General features: G+C 67.0%; 17 protein-coding genes. 1 reads left to right on the forward strand and 16 read right to left on the reverse strand.

Features of this window, described 5'->3' with window-relative positions; genetic code table 11:
- Nucleotides 1–207: 207 nt before the first annotated feature.
- Together H7A86_RS15120 and H7A86_RS15125 are read right to left on the reverse strand one after the other, a co-directional pair.
- On the reverse strand, nucleotides 208–531 hold the full coding sequence (locus tag H7A86_RS15120) for a hypothetical protein (protein ID WP_164739745.1): 324 nt from the start codon (nucleotides 529–531) through the stop codon (nucleotides 208–210).
- The gene (locus H7A86_RS15125; RefSeq protein ID WP_147421314.1) at nucleotides 528–752 is read right to left on the reverse strand and encodes a hypothetical protein; all 225 of its coding nucleotides are present in this window, start codon (nucleotides 750–752) and stop codon (nucleotides 528–530) included. The genes H7A86_RS15120 and H7A86_RS15125 overlap by 4 nt, the downstream gene beginning before the upstream one ends.
- Before the next feature lie 527 nt (nucleotides 753–1279).
- On the opposite strand from H7A86_RS15125, the gene H7A86_RS15130 reads away from it, so the two are divergent.
- Complete coding sequence (locus H7A86_RS15130; protein ID WP_119131119.1) at nucleotides 1280–2146, forward strand: aldo/keto reductase family oxidoreductase; 867 nt, start codon at nucleotides 1280–1282, stop codon at nucleotides 2144–2146.
- A 206-nt stretch (nucleotides 2147–2352) separates the two neighbouring features.
- On the opposite strand, the gene queE is transcribed toward H7A86_RS15130, so the two are convergent.
- The 14 genes from queE to H7A86_RS15200 form a co-directional block, all read right to left on the reverse strand.
- A complete protein-coding gene (gene queE, locus H7A86_RS15135; protein ID WP_104584694.1) occupies nucleotides 2353–3036 on the reverse strand; it encodes a 7-carboxy-7-deazaguanine synthase QueE in 684 nt (227 codons plus the stop codon).
- A gap of 44 nt (nucleotides 3037–3080) precedes the next feature.
- Nucleotides 3081–3899, reverse strand: a complete 819-nt coding sequence (ybgF, locus tag H7A86_RS15140; RefSeq protein WP_104584696.1) for a tol-pal system protein YbgF — start codon at nucleotides 3897–3899, stop codon at nucleotides 3081–3083.
- A 6-nt stretch (nucleotides 3900–3905) separates the two neighbouring features.
- The gene (gene pal / locus H7A86_RS15145; RefSeq protein ID WP_016904129.1) at nucleotides 3906–4424 is read right to left on the reverse strand and encodes a peptidoglycan-associated lipoprotein Pal; all 519 of its coding nucleotides are present in this window, start codon (nucleotides 4422–4424) and stop codon (nucleotides 3906–3908) included.
- Nucleotides 4425–4481: 57 nt separating this feature from the next.
- A complete protein-coding gene (gene tolB / locus H7A86_RS15150; RefSeq protein ID WP_104584698.1) occupies nucleotides 4482–5801 on the reverse strand; it encodes a Tol-Pal system beta propeller repeat protein TolB in 1320 nt (439 codons plus the stop codon).
- A gap of 265 nt (nucleotides 5802–6066) precedes the next feature.
- Nucleotides 6067–7107 carry a cell envelope integrity protein TolA gene (tolA, locus tag H7A86_RS15155; RefSeq protein ID WP_104584700.1) on the reverse strand — a complete coding sequence of 347 codons (1041 nt, stop codon included), beginning with the start codon at nucleotides 7105–7107 and terminating at the stop codon, nucleotides 6067–6069.
- Entirely contained in the window at nucleotides 7097–7546 is a 450-nt protein-coding gene (gene tolR, locus H7A86_RS15160; RefSeq protein ID WP_016904126.1) for a protein TolR, read from the reverse strand. Before tolR ends, tolA begins: the two co-directional genes overlap by 11 nt.
- A 235-nt stretch (nucleotides 7547–7781) precedes the next feature.
- Complete coding sequence (tolQ, locus tag H7A86_RS15165) at nucleotides 7782–8561, reverse strand: protein TolQ (RefSeq protein ID WP_016904125.1); 780 nt, start codon at nucleotides 8559–8561, stop codon at nucleotides 7782–7784.
- Between the two features lie 11 nt (nucleotides 8562–8572).
- On the reverse strand, nucleotides 8573–9031 hold the full coding sequence (ybgC, locus tag H7A86_RS15170; protein WP_119131118.1) for a tol-pal system-associated acyl-CoA thioesterase: 459 nt from the start codon (nucleotides 9029–9031) through the stop codon (nucleotides 8573–8575).
- Between the two features lie 52 nt (nucleotides 9032–9083).
- Entirely contained in the window at nucleotides 9084–10118 is a 1035-nt protein-coding gene (gene ruvB, locus H7A86_RS15175) for a Holliday junction branch migration DNA helicase RuvB (RefSeq protein ID WP_119131117.1), read from the reverse strand.
- Nucleotides 10119–10296: 178 nt separating this feature from the next.
- A complete protein-coding gene (locus tag H7A86_RS15180; RefSeq protein ID WP_119131116.1) occupies nucleotides 10297–12204 on the reverse strand; it encodes a potassium transporter Kup in 1908 nt (635 codons plus the stop codon).
- Between the two features lie 52 nt (nucleotides 12205–12256).
- Nucleotides 12257–12841, reverse strand: a complete 585-nt coding sequence (ruvA, locus tag H7A86_RS15185) for a Holliday junction branch migration protein RuvA (RefSeq protein ID WP_023904818.1) — start codon at nucleotides 12839–12841, stop codon at nucleotides 12257–12259.
- A gap of 118 nt (nucleotides 12842–12959) precedes the next feature.
- Complete coding sequence (gene ruvC, locus H7A86_RS15190) at nucleotides 12960–13484, reverse strand: crossover junction endodeoxyribonuclease RuvC (protein WP_119131115.1); 525 nt, start codon at nucleotides 13482–13484, stop codon at nucleotides 12960–12962.
- A gap of 130 nt (nucleotides 13485–13614) precedes the next feature.
- Entirely contained in the window at nucleotides 13615–14343 is a 729-nt protein-coding gene (locus H7A86_RS15195; protein ID WP_104584708.1) for a YebC/PmpR family DNA-binding transcriptional regulator, read from the reverse strand.
- Nucleotides 14344–14418: 75 nt separating this feature from the next.
- On the reverse strand, nucleotides 14419–15057 hold the full coding sequence (locus H7A86_RS15200; protein ID WP_180707906.1) for an alpha/beta hydrolase: 639 nt from the start codon (nucleotides 15055–15057) through the stop codon (nucleotides 14419–14421).
- Nucleotides 15058–15063: the final 6 nt, after the last annotated feature.

Below are 15063 nucleotides of genomic sequence, written 5' to 3' on the forward strand. Positions count from 1 at the left end.
GCGCCCAGGGCGCTTTTTTTGTGCCTGCGGACAATCCACCGGCAACTGCGCAGCCATGGAACGTGTTGCACGGCCACGCGGTTGGATGGGGTGCAGCGCCTATCGCAGCGCGCGCGGCGGCGCCCAAGCCGGCACCTCCCGCCCGATCACGCTGCGCCGGCCGTCAGGTCCCGGGCCCGGCGCTGGCGGCCGTGTCGTTCCCGCTGATCACCTGGCCCGCGTCTTCTGGACACGCGATTGCACGCGCCGCGTTCGCTGCGCGGCCCCGACGGCGCGCGCCTGCTTGCGCAGCCACGTGAGCACGTCCACCGCCGCGTCCACACGCATGCAGACATGCAGGCGGCCCAGCACGACGCTCTGCGCATCGCTGCCCGGCAAGACCTCATCAAAGCCAGTGGCTTCGCAGGCGATCAGGACAGGCGACGCATCGGGCCGCGCGTCGGAATGCAGCATCGCCAGCACATAGCCCTGCATCGCCTCGACGCTGAGAACCACACCCTCACAGACGCGGAATTGCCTGTTGGCGCTCATCGCTGCATCTCCGAGGGGCCATCGACGCCAACGATCACCGCAACCAGATGACGATAGGCCGACGTAAGCGGGTGAACGGGTGTGCTGGGGCCGCCTTCGCCGCGCGCCGTCAGGTTGAAAGAGGCTGCACGGTTCCATTCGAATGCGTTGGCGGCCGGATCGAAATGGTGGACGATCTGGCGCGCAGCAGATGCGGGCATTTCATGGGTGTCGTAAGACATGCTGGATTCCTTTTGTGTTTTGGAATCCGCCACCCAGACGCCAATCGGGGTGGCGGACGGTACGCGGTTGGCGTGCCGGCCAAAAGGAACCGGTGGGCCTTGCGGCCCCCGCGCACCGCCCGCCATAGAGCTGGCCGGCATGCGCCCACAGTGATGCGGGCGGTAAAAAAGCGCCGTGCATCGATCGATGGGCGCTGGTGCGCCTTTTGGTTCGGGACGCCAATCCCGGTCGCCGAATGGGCGGCGACGCTGGAATACTCGCTCCGCCGCTTGGCGCCTGTCAACGTAAAGACACACCGCCGCGACGACGCGACGGTTGCGACGCAACGCGGCGAAAGCACTGCCCGCCGCGCCAGCAAAAGCTGAAACTTCGGCACATCCCGCCGGACGATCGGCTGGGCCGATGCGGTTGCGCCCATATGTCACACGCCCTGGCGGGAGCGAACCGGCGCTGCGGCAAATGCGAATTCACATGCCGCGCCACGTTTCCTATCGTTGTCGGCTCAACGACACGCGAGCGCAACGCCATGAGCAACATCGAAAAAGCCGGCACGTTTCTTCTTGGAGATCGCAGCGTCGCCCGCATCGGCTACGGCGCGATGCAGCTCGCGGGGCCCGGCGTGTTCGGCCCGCCCAAGGATCGCGAAGGCGCGTTGGCGGTGCTACGCGACGCGATGGCGCACGGCGTCAACCATATCGACACCAGCGATTTCTACGGGCCGCACACCACCAATCAACTGATCCGCGAGGCACTGCATCCCTACCCGCAGGCGCTGACCCTCGTCACCAAGATCGGCGCCGCCCGCGGCGCGGATGGTTCCTGGCTGCCGGCCTTCTCGCCACAGCAACTGGTCGAGGCGGTGCACGACAATCTGCGTAATCTGGGGCTGGAAACGCTGGAGGTGGTCAACCTGCGCGTGATGTTCAAGACGCAGGAACCGGCGGAAGGCTCGATTGCCGAACAGCTGGAGACCCTGATCGCGCTGCAGCGCGATGGCCTGGTGCGGCACATCGGCATCAGCAACGTCACCGCGACGCAGGTGGCCGAGGCACGCGCCATGACCGACATCGTCTGCGTGCAGAACATGTACAACGTCGCGCATCGGCACGACGACGCCCTCATCGACGCGCTCGCGCGCGACGGCATCGCCTACGTGCCGTTCTTCCCGCTCGGCGGCTTCTCGCCGTTGCAATCGTCCACGCTCGCCGCTGTTGCCGGGCGCCTGGCCGCAACCCCGATGCAGGTGGCACTGGCCTGGTTGCTGCAGCGCTCGCCCAACATCCTGCTGATTCCGGGAACCTCGTCGGTGGCGCATCTGCGCGCCAATCTGTTCGCAGCGGAACTGAAACTGCCGGCCGATGCCGTCGCGGAATTGAACAGGATCGCCGCATAGACGCAGCGGCTGCCTCCTGGCAGGCCGCGCCTTGCACCCGGGATCGGGGCGCGGCCGACGAAGCGTCGCGGGTGGTCGGCAGGCGGGTGCGGATGGCAGGCCAGCAGCCGCAGTGGATGCCTGGCACATGCCGATTGCAGGCACCCGGCCGCGCCCGCTTTTTTGGGTGAGCGCAGTCACTCTATCGCTCAGCTTAGCGCTCGCGCCTAGCGCCCCGGTTCGTCGTTCCACAGCAGCTTGTGCAGCTGCATCTGGAAGCGTACCGGCAGGCGGTCGGCCACGATCCAGTCGGCCAGCTGCCGCGGCGTCACTTCGCTCTTGCTGGGCGAAAACCACACCGTGCAGCGGCGGTCCAGCGCATGGGCCGCGACGATCTCGCGCGCCCATTCGTAATCGGCGCGGCTGCAGATCACGAACTTGATCTGGTCGCGTGCGGTCAGCAGCGGCAGATTTTCCCAGCGATTGCGCAGTTGCTCGCCGGATGCAGGGGTCTTGATGTCGACCACGCGCGAGACGCGCGGATCGACCGCCGACACGTCCAGCGCGCCGGACGTCTCCAGCGAGACATCGAAGCCGGCATCGCACAGTTTCTGCAGCAGCACCAGGCAGCGCTTCTGCGCCAGCGGCTCGCCGCCGGTCACACAGACATGGCGCACGCCGTGGCCGGCGACTTCGGCAACGATCGCGTCGATGTCGTGCCATTCACCGCCGTGGAAGGCGTAGGCGGTATCGCAGTAGTGGCAGCGTAGCGGGCAACCGGTCAGACGCACGAACACGGTCGGCCAGCCGGCGGCCTCGGCTTCGCCTTGCAGGGACAGGAAGATTTCGGTGATCTTCAATCGCGGCAACGGCGACTGGACGATCTCGCTGGGGACGGCGGCGGCGTTCATGGGCAAAGTATGCGCCACGCCCGAAGGCGCGGACGCAACACGGCTCAGCGCAGTTGCTGGCCGAGACGGATGGACTGCAGACGCTCCTGGGCCACGCGCGCTGCGTCGGAGCCGGGATACTGCGTTGCGACCTGCTGCAAGGTCTGCTGGGCTTCGTCGTTCTTGCCTTCGCCATACTGCGACAGGCCAAGCTTCAACAGGCCGCCAGAGGCCTTGTCATGCGTGGGATAGCGGCTGACCAGATCGCGGAACTGCGCCTCGGCCAGCTGGAAATTTCGGGTGGCGTAATAGCTTTCGCCCAACCAGTACAAGGCATTGGGGGTGTAGACGCCATTGGGATAGAGCTCGAGGAAGCTCAAAAACAACTGCGAGGCATCGTCGTACTTGCCGTTCTTCAATGCATCGAAGGCGACGTTGTAGGCAGTGCGTTCGTCGTTGCTGACGGCCATCGTGCCTGGATCGCCATGTACGCTGGGCGGCTTCTCGGAAGTTGCCGCCGCTGCAGGCCGCGCGGCAGGAGCCGGGGCCGGTGTGACGCTGCCGGTGGGCGATGGCAATGGCGGCGTTGCGCCACCTGCCCCTTCCAGCCGGTTCAGGCGTCCGTCCAGATCCAGATACTGGTCCTTGGACTGCTGCTTGAGTTGTTCGTTGTCGTGCTGCAGCTGCTCCACGGTCGCTCGCAAGCCCTGCAGGTCCGAACGCGCCTGCTGCAGCTGATTGAGAAGATCGTTGTTGGCCTGGCTGTTGGCCTGCTGCTGCTCAAGCACGGCAACACGATCAGCGAGACTGGCTCGCTGCGCGTGCGCCGGCGCGGCGACCACAAGGGCCGCCGCGACGAACAGGGATGTCACTCGAAAGCGCATCGCTTCTTACTGAGCCGTGTACACGATTTCAACGCGACGGTTCTGCGACCAGCAGCTTTCGCTGGTTTCGGTGCAGACCGGACGCTCTTCGCCGTAGCTGACCACGGTCAGCTGGCTGGCGGAACCGCCGGCAGCCTGCAACGAGGACGACACGGCATTGCCGCGGCGCTCGCCCAGACCCATGTTGTACTCGCGCGAACCGCGCTCGTCGGCATTGCCCTGCAGGGTGATGCGCGAGGACGGACGGTCACGCAGGTACTTGGCGTGGCACGCCATGATGGCCTGGAATTCCGGCTTCAGGGAGTCCTGATCCAGATCGAAGTAGACAACGCGCTGGCGCAGGCAGGCATCGGTATCCAGGTCGCCCGGGCCGTACAGGCCAGAGGTGGACGGGCCGGTGGGAACGGAGGAACCAGCGGTGGTGTCAGTCGCAGGAGGCGGAGTTTCCTTCACCTTCTTCGAACAACCGGCCAGCACGGCAACGGACAACAGGGAGACAAGCAAGACGCGGGTGGACTTGTTCATGGGATACCTATGGAGGCTCTGGGCCAATGAGTGGTTTAACGCAGCGAAATATTAACATTAATGCGCGGTTCGGTAAGGCCCCCATGCGGGTTCTCTCACATCGCCATCGGCCAGGACCAGACGCTGGCGGACGCGAGCGTCGGCGGAGACGGCGTAGAGCACGCCACGGCCACCCTCACGTGCGGCGTACAGCACCATGCTGGCGTTCGGCGCAAAGCTAGGCGACTCGTCCAGCGACCCCGGCGAGAGCGTGCTCCAGCTCGGCGAACCCAGGCTGCGATCCATCATGGCGATGCGGTAGCTATTGCCGCTGCCCTGCGCCACGGCGATCTTCTTGCCGTCGAAGGACACGCTGGCGGTGGCGTTGTAGTTGCCCTGGAAGGTCACGCGGTTGGCGCTGCCGCCGCTGGCAGAGACCTGATAGATCTGCGGACGACCGCCGCGATCGGAGGTGAAGTAGATGCTGCCACCATCCGGCGCCCAGGTCGGCTCGGTGTCGATGCCGAAGTGGTTGGTCAGCTGGGTCAGCTGCTTGCTGCCCAGGTCCATCACGTAGATTTCCGGGTTGCCGCTGCGCGACAGTGCCAGCGCCAGGCGGCGGCCGTCCGGCGAGAACGACGGCGCACCGTTGATGCCGCGGAAGCTGGACACCAGCTCACGCGCACCGGTGGCGATGTCCTGCAGGTAGATCGAGGAATTGCCGCGCTCGAAGCTCACATAGGCCAGCTTCTTGCCGTCCGGGCTCCAGTTCGGCGACAGCAGTGGCTCGGCCGAGCGCACGATGGTCTGCGGGTTGTAGCCGTCCGAGTCGGCCACCATCAGCGCATAGCGCATGGCACCGCCCTTGCCACTGGCGGTCACATAGGCGATCCGGGTCCAGAACGCGCCACGCACGCCGGTGATCTTTTCGTAGATCGCGTCGGCCATCTGGTGCGAGACATCGCGCATCGCGTTGGCGCGCGCAGTCATCGCCAGGCCGAGCAGGCGCTCGCCCTTGGCCACGTCGAACAGTTCGTACTCCACGCGGTAGGCGCCTTCGCCGGCATCCATTACGCGGCCGACCACGATGTAGTTCTGCTTGAGCGTGCGCCAGGTCTGGAACTGCACCTCGGTGCCACGGGTCGGCTTTTCGACGATCTGCGCAACCGGCAGCGTACGGAACTGGCCGGAGCGGTCCAGATCGGCGCCGACGACGGCAGACACATCGGTCTGTGGCGCAGTACCGGAACCTTGGTACGGCATGGGCACGACGGTGATCGGTGTCGCCGAGGCGCTACCGCCCACGATATCGATGGTGAGCCCTTGCTGTTGCGCAAGTGCGCTCAGCGGCAACAACAGGGCGGTCAAGGCAGCTAGCCAACGCAGCGGTTTTTTCATGGACGGCTCGGATCGGGCAGGAAAAGTGTGCAAGGGATACCAATCAGCGAGTGAACATACTCGCAATCGTGAACGAGACAGCGTGAAAACGGAGCGAGTGGTCCACCAGCAGGCGCTTGCGTCAGTCTAGAGCGAGCGGGCTTGCGGTGGCGGCGCGCCCGCTCGGTTGCCCGGCAGACCTGCACCAGGCAGTGGATCGCTGCCGCTCCCCGCCGAGGCGCAGCGCAGGCAGTGCTGCCGCGCCCCGGCCACCCGTGACCTGTGCTTACTGGTCCTGGGCGGTGAACACAAACGTCAGGTTGCGCTGGAAGACCGACTCGAATCCGCGATACGGCAATGGCTGGGCGCTCAGCACCGCGGCCTCGATCGAGCGCTGGCCGGCCTCGTCGTACGGGCAGCCGGGCGCCACCTTGGCCTCCATCACGCTGCCACCGGGCAACTGGCGGATGTTGATGGTGCACTTCTGGCCCGGCGGCACCGACGGCGGGCGCACCCACTGCGCCAGCACCTTCTGCTGGATCGCTGCGGCGTACTTGGCCGACAGATCGGTGCTGGTGCCGCCCTGCCCTGCGGTCGGTTGCGCGCTGGCGGCGGCAGCCGACGAGGCCTGCTGCGCGCGCGCGGCGGCGACCTGGCGCAGCTTCTGCTCGGCCAGCGCGGCCTCCTTGGTGGCCTGCTCGCGCTGGCGGCGGATCTCGGCGATCTTCTTCTCGCGCTCGGCATCGGCGGCAGCCTGTTGCGCGGCGGCCTGCTTCTTCTTGGCGTCGGCTTCTTCCTGCTGCTTGGCCAGGCGCAGTTTCTGCTCGGCCTCTTCCTGGCGCTTGCGCTCGGTCAGGTCGATCTGCTCCTGGCGGCGCTTGGCTTCCTGCTCCTGCTTGGCCTTTTCCGCCGACAGTGCCAGCGCATCGACACGGTCCTGGTCGACCTTGTCGGGTTGCGCGACGCGCTCCTGTGCCTGCGCCTGTTGCGGCGTGGGCGCATCCTGCGGACGCGGCTCGGGAATCGGCTGCGGCGGCGGCACGGTGTCTTCCGGTGCCGGTTCGGGCAGCGGCGCGGGCGGTGGCGGTGCCTCCACCGGCGTGGCCTTCAGCGCCTGGCGCGCGACGCGTGCTTCGGCCGCGGACACGTCCAGCGAGGCTTCCATGCTGGGATCGCCCGCCGCCGGCTCGACCGAGCGTTCGGGCGACCACAGCCAGCCGGCAATGAACACCAGCGCGACCAGTACGTGCACGACCAGGGCCAGCATGACCGGTCGCAGCCAGCCATCCTCGCGCGCGGTCTGGGTGGGGAGTGCGTCAGCGTGCATCGCTGCCTGCAGTGCCGCCGGAGTCGGAGATCAGGCCGACCTTCTCGACCTTGGCCTGCTTGAGCACGTCGATGGCGTCCATGATCTTTTGATACGGCGCGGCGCGATCGCCGGCCACCACGACGCGCGCGTCCTTGTCCTGCGCCACGATGGCGGCCAGCTGCGCCTGCAGCGCGGCCACGTCCATGGCCTGCGGCTTGCCCTTGGGCAGCTGCAGAGCAAGCTGGCCGTCGGCAGCGACCACCACCACGACCGGATCCTGCTTGCTCTCCAGCGCCTTGGCGCGCGAGCTCGGCAAGTTCACGTCGGTGCTCAGGGTCAGCAGCGGTGCGGTCACCATGAAGATGATCAGCAGCACCAGCATCACGTCGATGTACGGCACGACGTTGATGTCGGATTTGAGCTTGCGCTTCTTACGGCGGGAAATACCGGAAATCATCGCGGAACGTTCCTATTGATCCCCCGCACATGGATGTGCGGGCTCTTGCGGCGGACTCGCCCATCCAATCCCTCGCACACGCGGGTGCGAGCTGTCGCGCGTGGCTGGCCTGCCCAGTCCCTGCGCAGCGGGAAATGGGCATGAGCGGCTGCCACACCGGCCACGTCCGCGCACCGGGGTGTGCGGGCCATGGCAGGAGATTGGCCTACCTGCCGGCTGTCGCAGGGCGCGCGCATCACTCGTCTGCGCCGGCCTGGCGCTGCAGGATCGAGCTGAACTCGTCGGCGAAGGTCTCGTAGCGCACCGACAGCCGTTCCACACGGGTGGTGAAGCGGTTGTAGGCCCACACCGCGGGAATTGCCACGAACAGACCGATGGCGGTGGCGAACAGGGCTTCGGAAATACCCGGCGCCACGGCCGCGATACCGGCCTGCTCGCCGCTGCTGACCATGTCGTGCATGGTCACCATGATGCCGAACACGGTGCCGACCAGGCCGACGTACGGCGCGGTGGAGCCGATGTTGGCCAGCAATTCGAGATTGCGCTCGAGCTGGTCGACTTCGCGGGTGAAGGCGGTGCGCATGGCACGCTGCGCGCCCTCCAGCTGCACCCGCCCGTCCAGCCGGCGGCGGTCACGCAGCCGCGAGAACTCGCGGAAGCCGCTCTCGAACATCGACTCCAGGCCGCCGACGGTGCGGTTGCGGTCGGTGGCCGATGCGTAGAGCTTGGCCAGATCGGCGCCGGACCAGAAGCGGTTTTCGAACTCGTCCGCCTCGCGGTTGGCCTGCTTGAAGGCGCGCGCCTTGCGGAAGATGATCACCCAGCTGATGAACGAGCCGATCAGCAGCAGCAGCACGATGATCTTGACCGGGATACTCGCCCGCAGGATCAGATCGACATAGTTGATGCTGCTGTTGTGCGCCACGCTGGCGGTCTGTGCCGCAGCGGCGGCAACGTCCTGCGGTAGTGCTTCCACTACCGTGTCCTGCAGGGCCAGGAGCAATGCAATCGACATCCGTTTGTTCCTCAGTAATCGGATTCTGGGGTTTCTAGAGCTTTCAACACGTCATACAGCGCATCGTCCATCCCGCGCGGGCGGAAGTCGCCGGTGCCGAGTGCGGCAATGCGCACCTCGGCGGTCAGCAGCACTTCGCCCTCGCGACGTACCGACTGCGCAAACAGCAGGCTGGCCCGTTTGCATCGCAGCAGTACCGCCGACACTGACAGCGCATCGTCGAGCCGGGCCGGCTTGAGGAAATCCAGTTGCATCGAGCGGACCGCGAACACCAGATCGTGCTGCTGGCGCATGCGCTCCTGCCCGTAACCGGCCGCGCGCATCCATTCGGTGCGCGCACGCTCCATGAAGGCGACGTAGCGCGCATGGTAGACCACCCCGCCGGCGTCGGTATCTTCCCAGTACACGCGTGTCGGCCAACTGAATACTGGCGGGAAATCGGGAGACGGGAATCGGGCGTCGGCGGTCATGGGCACGGAGGGTTGGTCGAGACGGGCCGGGCGAGCGACAAACGGAGCACCATCAGAACAGCTCTCCCGGCTCGCCGATGCCCGGGGCGCGATCGCGCGGCGGCTTCAGGCCCAGGTGCAGATAGGCCTTGGTGGTGACCATGCGGCCGCGCGCGGTGCGGATCAGAAAGCCCTGCTGGATCAGATAGGGCTCGATCACGTCTTCCAGCGTGCCGCGCTCCTCCGACAGCGAGGCGGCCAGCGATTCCACGCCGACCGGACCGCCGTCGAAGTGTTCGACGATCACCCGCAGCATGCGCCGGTCGAGCTCGTCGAAGCCTTCCGGATCGACCTTGAGCATCTGCATCGCCGCCTGCGCCACCGGCAGATCGATATGCCCGGCGGCCTTGACCTGGGCAAAGTCGCGCACCCGCCGCAGCAGCCGGTTGGCGATACGCGGGGTGCCGCGCGCGCGGCGGGCGATCTCGGCCGCGCCTTCGGGCGTGCAGTCGATGCCCAGGATCGCCGCCGAGCGGATCACGATGCGGGTCAGTTCCTGCGGCGAATAGAACTCTAGCCGCTGCACGATGCCGAAACGGTCGCGCAGCGGCGCGGTCAGCAGGCCGGCACGGGTGGTGGCGCCGATCAGGGTGAACGGCGGCAGGTCGATCTTGATCGAGCGCGCAGCCGGGCCGTCGCCGATCATGATGTCGATCTGGAAATCTTCCATCGCCGGGTACAGCACTTCTTCCACCACCGGCGAGAGGCGATGGATCTCGTCGATGAACAGCACGTCGTGCGGCTGCAGATTGGTCAGCAGCGCGGCCAGGTCGCCGGCCTTTTCGATTACCGGGCCGGAGGTCGAGCGCAGGTTCACGCCCAGCTCGTTGGCGATGACATGGCTGAGCGTGGTCTTGCCCAGGCCGGGCGGGCCGAAGATCAGCACATGGTCCATCGCCTCGCCGCGCGCCTTGGCCGCTTCGATGTAGATCTCCATCTGCTCGCGCACCGGCTGCTGGCCGAGATAGTCGGCCAGGCGCTTGGGCCGGATGCTCGCATCGGCGGCATCGTCTTCGCGGGTGGCACTGCTGGCGATGATGCGGTCCATTGAAAAGCCGGGAATGGGGAATCGAGAATGGGGAATTGAGCGGACAATAGTAGCGGTTACCGGCACCGCTGGTGCCCTTTTCAGCCGCCGCCGAGTGTCTCGGGCCGGCGCAGGCCGTTGCCCTTCCTATTCCCCATTCCCGTCTCCCGATTCCAAAGGCCGCGACGCGGTCGCGGCCTCAGATCTCGACCTGGGCGCCCAGCTCGACCAGGCGGTTGCCGGGGATGCGGAAGAAGCCGGTGGCCGGGGCGGCGTTGCGATGCATCAGCGCGAACAGCTTGTCGCGCCAGATCGGCATGCCGCGGTTGGCGCTGGCCACGATGGTCTCGCGGCTGGCGAAGAAGGTGGTGTCCATCGGGTCGAAATGGATGCCGCCCTGGTCGCAGGAGCGCATCAGTGCCAGCGGCACGTCCGGCGTCTCCATGAAGCCGAAGCGCACATAGACGCGGTAGAACTCGTCGCCGATCGATTCGATCTGCAGGCGCTTGTCGGCCGGCGCATACGGGATCGGCAAGGTGTCGACGTTGAGGAAGATGTTGCGCTCGTGCAGCACCTTGTTGTGCTTGAGGTTGTGCATCAGCGCATGCGGCACCACCATCGGGTCGGCGGTGAGGAATACCGCCATGCCCGGCACGCGCGCCGGCGGAGCCAGCATCAGGCCCGGCAGGAAGCTGTCGATGCGGATGCCGTCCTTGCGGATTTCCTCGCGCAGCAGCGCGCGGCCGCGGCGCCAGGTACGCATCAGGGTGAACACCACGATGCCCAGCGCCAGCGGGAACCAGGCGCCCTGCAGCAGCTTGGCGCCGTTGGCGATGACGAAGGCCAGCTCGATGAAGAAGAACACCACGCACAGCGGCAGCACCCAATTGCGCCAGCGCGGCCACAACGAGCGCGCCACCAGCGCCAGCAGCAGCGTGTCGATCAGCATGGTCATCGACACCGAGATGCCGTAGGCCACCGCCAGATTGGTGGAACTGCGGAAGATCAGCACCAGCGCGATCACCATCACCATCAACAGCCAGTTGATGCCAGGCACGTAGATCTGCCCGATGGTGGTGCGCGAGGTGTGCTTGATCAGCATGCGCGGGATGTAGCCCAGCTGCATCGCCTGGCGGGCCACCGAATAGGCGCCGGTGATGACCGCCTGCGACGCGATCACGGCCGCCAGCGTGGCCAGGATGATCATCGGATACAGCGCCCAGCCCGGCACCGCTTCGAAGAACGGGTTCTTCAGCGCGGAGGGGTGATTGAGCACCAGCGCGCCCTGCCCCAGGTAATTGAGCAGCAGCATCGGCAGCACGAAGAAATACCAGCCGTGGCGGATCGGCCTGGCGCCGAAGTGGCCCATGTCCGCGTACAGCGCCTCGCCGCCGGTCACCGCCAGCACCACCGCGCCGAGGATGAACACCCCGTGCCAGCCATGCTCCATGAAGAAGCGGATCGCCCACCACGGATTGAAGGCCTTCAGCACCTCCGGCGCATCGATGATGTTCCAGACGCCGATCGCCCCCAGCGACAGGAACCACAGGCAGGTGATCGGCCCGAACACCTTGCCGACCTTTTCGGTGCCGAAGCGCTGCACCATGAACACCACCAGCAGCACGACCACGGTGATCGGCACGATGAAGGGATGCAGGCTGGGCGCGGCGATTTCCAGGCCTTCCACCGCGCCCATCACCGAGATGGCCGGGGTGATCACGCCATCGCCGAAGAACAGCGAGGCGCCGAAGATGCCGAGGATGCCGACCACGTACGCCGAGCGCGAGCCGTTGCGCATGGTGCGCTGGGTCAGCGCCATCAAGGCCATGATGCCGCCCTCGCCCTCGTTGTCGGCGCGCATGATGATGGTGACGTACTTGAGCGTCACCGTGACCATCAGCGCCCAGAACGCCAGTGACAGCACGCCCAGCACGGTGTCGTGATCGCTGGTCAGCCCGTAGTGCGGCGAGAACGCCTCCTTGAGGGTGTACAGCGGACTGGTGCCGATATCGCCGAAGACGACGCCGATGGCGCCGATGACCAAGGCCATATGGCTATTGGCAGGCGCATGGCCGTGGCCAGCTGCGGAAGTGGGGGTCTGGGACATGAAGTGGGCAGGGTATCGCCAAGTGGCGTGAAGGAGAGGAAGACAGCGCAGCCTAGCGGAGCGCGGCCTGGAGGGCCTTGCGAATGACCGTGGCGACTTCGTCGCCTTCTGCCCCGGCCTCGCGTGCCATGCGTGCGGCCTCGGCCGGCTTGTAACCCAGTTGCTGCAACGCCACCGTGGCTTCGGACACCGCATCCGGGCCGAGCTGGCCGGTGATCGGCGCACCGCTGCTGAAGTCGGCGGCGCGGTCGCGCAGCTCCACCACCATACGCTCGGCGGTCTTCTTGCCGATGCCGGGGATGCGCGTCAGCGCGGTGATGTCGCCGCTGGTGATCAGGCGGGCGAACTCGTCCACGCTGACCCCGGACAGCACCGCCAGCGCGATCTTGGCGCCGATGCCGGTGACCTTCTGCACGTCGCGGAACAGCCTGCGCTCGCCTTCGCGCAGGAATCCGTACAGCGACACGCTGTCTTCCTTCTGCGCGTAGTGCGTGAACAGGATCACGTCGCGCCCGACATCGGGCAGGTCGTAGAAGGTGCTCATCGGCGCCTCCAGCTCGTAGCCCACCCCGCCCACGTCGATCACCAGCCACGGCGGCTGCTTGTAGGCCAGGATCCCGCGCAGGCGGCCGATCATTGGGCACCGCCTTGGCGGTGCCGGGATTGGGGAATCGGGAATGGAGAATCGTAAGAGCGCGCGCTGCTCTGGACTCTGCTGTTGCAATTCCCGATTCCCGATTCCCGACTCCCGATTCTCATTTCTTGCGGCTCCAGGCCTGTTGGGTATTGACGCCCAGGCGCTGCGCAGTGGCGCGCACGTGGGCGTGGGTGATGGCGACCGCCAGCGCGTCGGCGGCGTCGGCCTGCAGCTTGCCTTTCAGGTTGAGCATGATGCCGACCATGTGCTGGACCTGCACCTTGTCCGCCCCGCCCTTGCCGACCAGCGCCAGCTTGATCTCGGTGGCAGCGTACTCGTGCACCGGCAGGTCGCGCAGCACCACCGCGCAGATCGCCGCCCCGCGCGCGTGGCCGAGCTTGAGCGCGGAATCGGCGCTTTTGCCCATGAACACCTTCTCGATCGCCACTTCCTGCGGCCGGTAGGTCTCGATCACCTCGCCCAGCCCGTGCAGCAGGCGCTTGAGCCGCTGGGCGAAGTCGCCCTCGCCCAGCAGCACCAGCGGCGCATGATAGACATGCCGGCTGCAACCGCTCTCATCGACGTCGATGATGCCGAGCCCGGTCCGCTGCGAGCCGGGATCGATGCCCAGGATGCGGGTCATCGCGCGGCCGGGAATGGGGAGTCGGGAATCGGGAATGGGTAAAGCAGCCTCCTGGCATGCCCGACGCTGCCGGGCAATGCAGGATGCAGCTGTTTCAACTCCCGATTCTCCATTCCCGATTCCCGGCGCTTCAAGCGCCGAGACTCGACTGGTCGACGTTCGAATACACGTCCTGGACGTCGTCCAGGTCTTCGAGCATGTCGAGCAGCTTGCGGACCTGCACGGCGGTGTCGCCGTCGACGGCGATGTCGTTTTCGGCGCGGAAGGTGATTTCGGCGTGGGCCGGCTCCAGGCCGGCGGCGGTCAGCGCCTGCTTGACCTGGGCGAAGGCCTCCGGGGCGGTTAGTACGTCGATGGCGCCGTCTTCCGGGTAGACCACCACGTCGTCGGCGCCGGCTTCGATGGCCGCGTCGGTGAGGGTGTCTTCGTCGGTGCCGGCGGCAAAGCTCAGCACGCCCAGGCGCTTGAACATGAAGGCCACCGAGCCGTCGGTGCCCATGTTGCCGCCGCACTTGCTGAAGGCATGGCGCACGTCGGCCACCGCGCGCACGCGGTTGTCGGTCAGGCAGTCCACGATCACCGCCACGCCGCCGGGGGCGTAGCCCTCGTAGCGCACTTCCTCGTATTCCACGCCTTCCAGCTCGCCGGTGGCTTTCTTGATGGCGCGCTCGATCACGTCCTTGGACATGTTCGCCGACAGACCCTTGTCCACCGCCACGCGCAGGCGCGGATTGTTGGACGGATCGCCACCGCCGCCGCGCGCGGCGACGCTGATCTCGCGAATGATCTTGGTGAACATCTTGCCGCGTTTGGCGTCGGAGGCGTTCTTGCGGCCTTCGATGGAGGGGCCTCTACCCATGGGTGGTTCCAGACTGGCTTGAATGACAGGGCGCGAATTTTACCTGATTGCTCGCCCGCACCGGGGCGGCGGCGTTCAGTGGCCGAACCGGCCGTGGCGCAGGAAGCGCAGCACCTGCTGCGCGGCCTCGGGCGAGCGCAACAGACCGCTGTGGCTGGCCTGCACCACACAATGGTCGCGCAGCCCCGGCAGGCGGGTTTCGGCCAGCGCCACGGTGCCGTCCGAGCCGCCGTCCAGCGGCGCCAGCCAGCGCCCCACCCCGCGCGCGACGGTGCCGGCGACCTGGCCGATCTCCGCCTCGCCCTCCCAGTGCGCGACACCGTGCTGCAGCAAGGCCGCGCTGCGCCCCAGCGCCCAGCGCCCGCCGCGACGGGCCAGGCCGCGCGCCGCAGCGCTGCCGCACAACGGCGAGCCCAGGCAGACCACCCGGCGCACCGGCAATGCGGGCGCGGTGCGCAGGGCCTGCAGCGCGACCAGCCCGCCCAGGCTATGGCACACCAGCCACTGCGCGCCGGTCGCCTGCAGGCGTTCGATCAGCCGCGGCACCGCCTGCGCCGGACCGCCGAGCACGCTGGCGTAGCCGAACAGCGCCGGCGCCAGGCCCTCGGCACGCAGCCGACGCGCGAGCGGCAACAGCCAATGCGCGGTATTCCAGACGCCGTGCACCAGCAGCACGTCGGCGGTTGCGGTCGCACGTCGCGCACCCGCTGGCATCGGCGT

The organism is Xanthomonas euroxanthea, from assembly GCF_903989455.1.
GTDB classification, from domain to species: domain Bacteria; phylum Pseudomonadota; class Gammaproteobacteria; order Xanthomonadales; family Xanthomonadaceae; genus Xanthomonas; species Xanthomonas euroxanthea.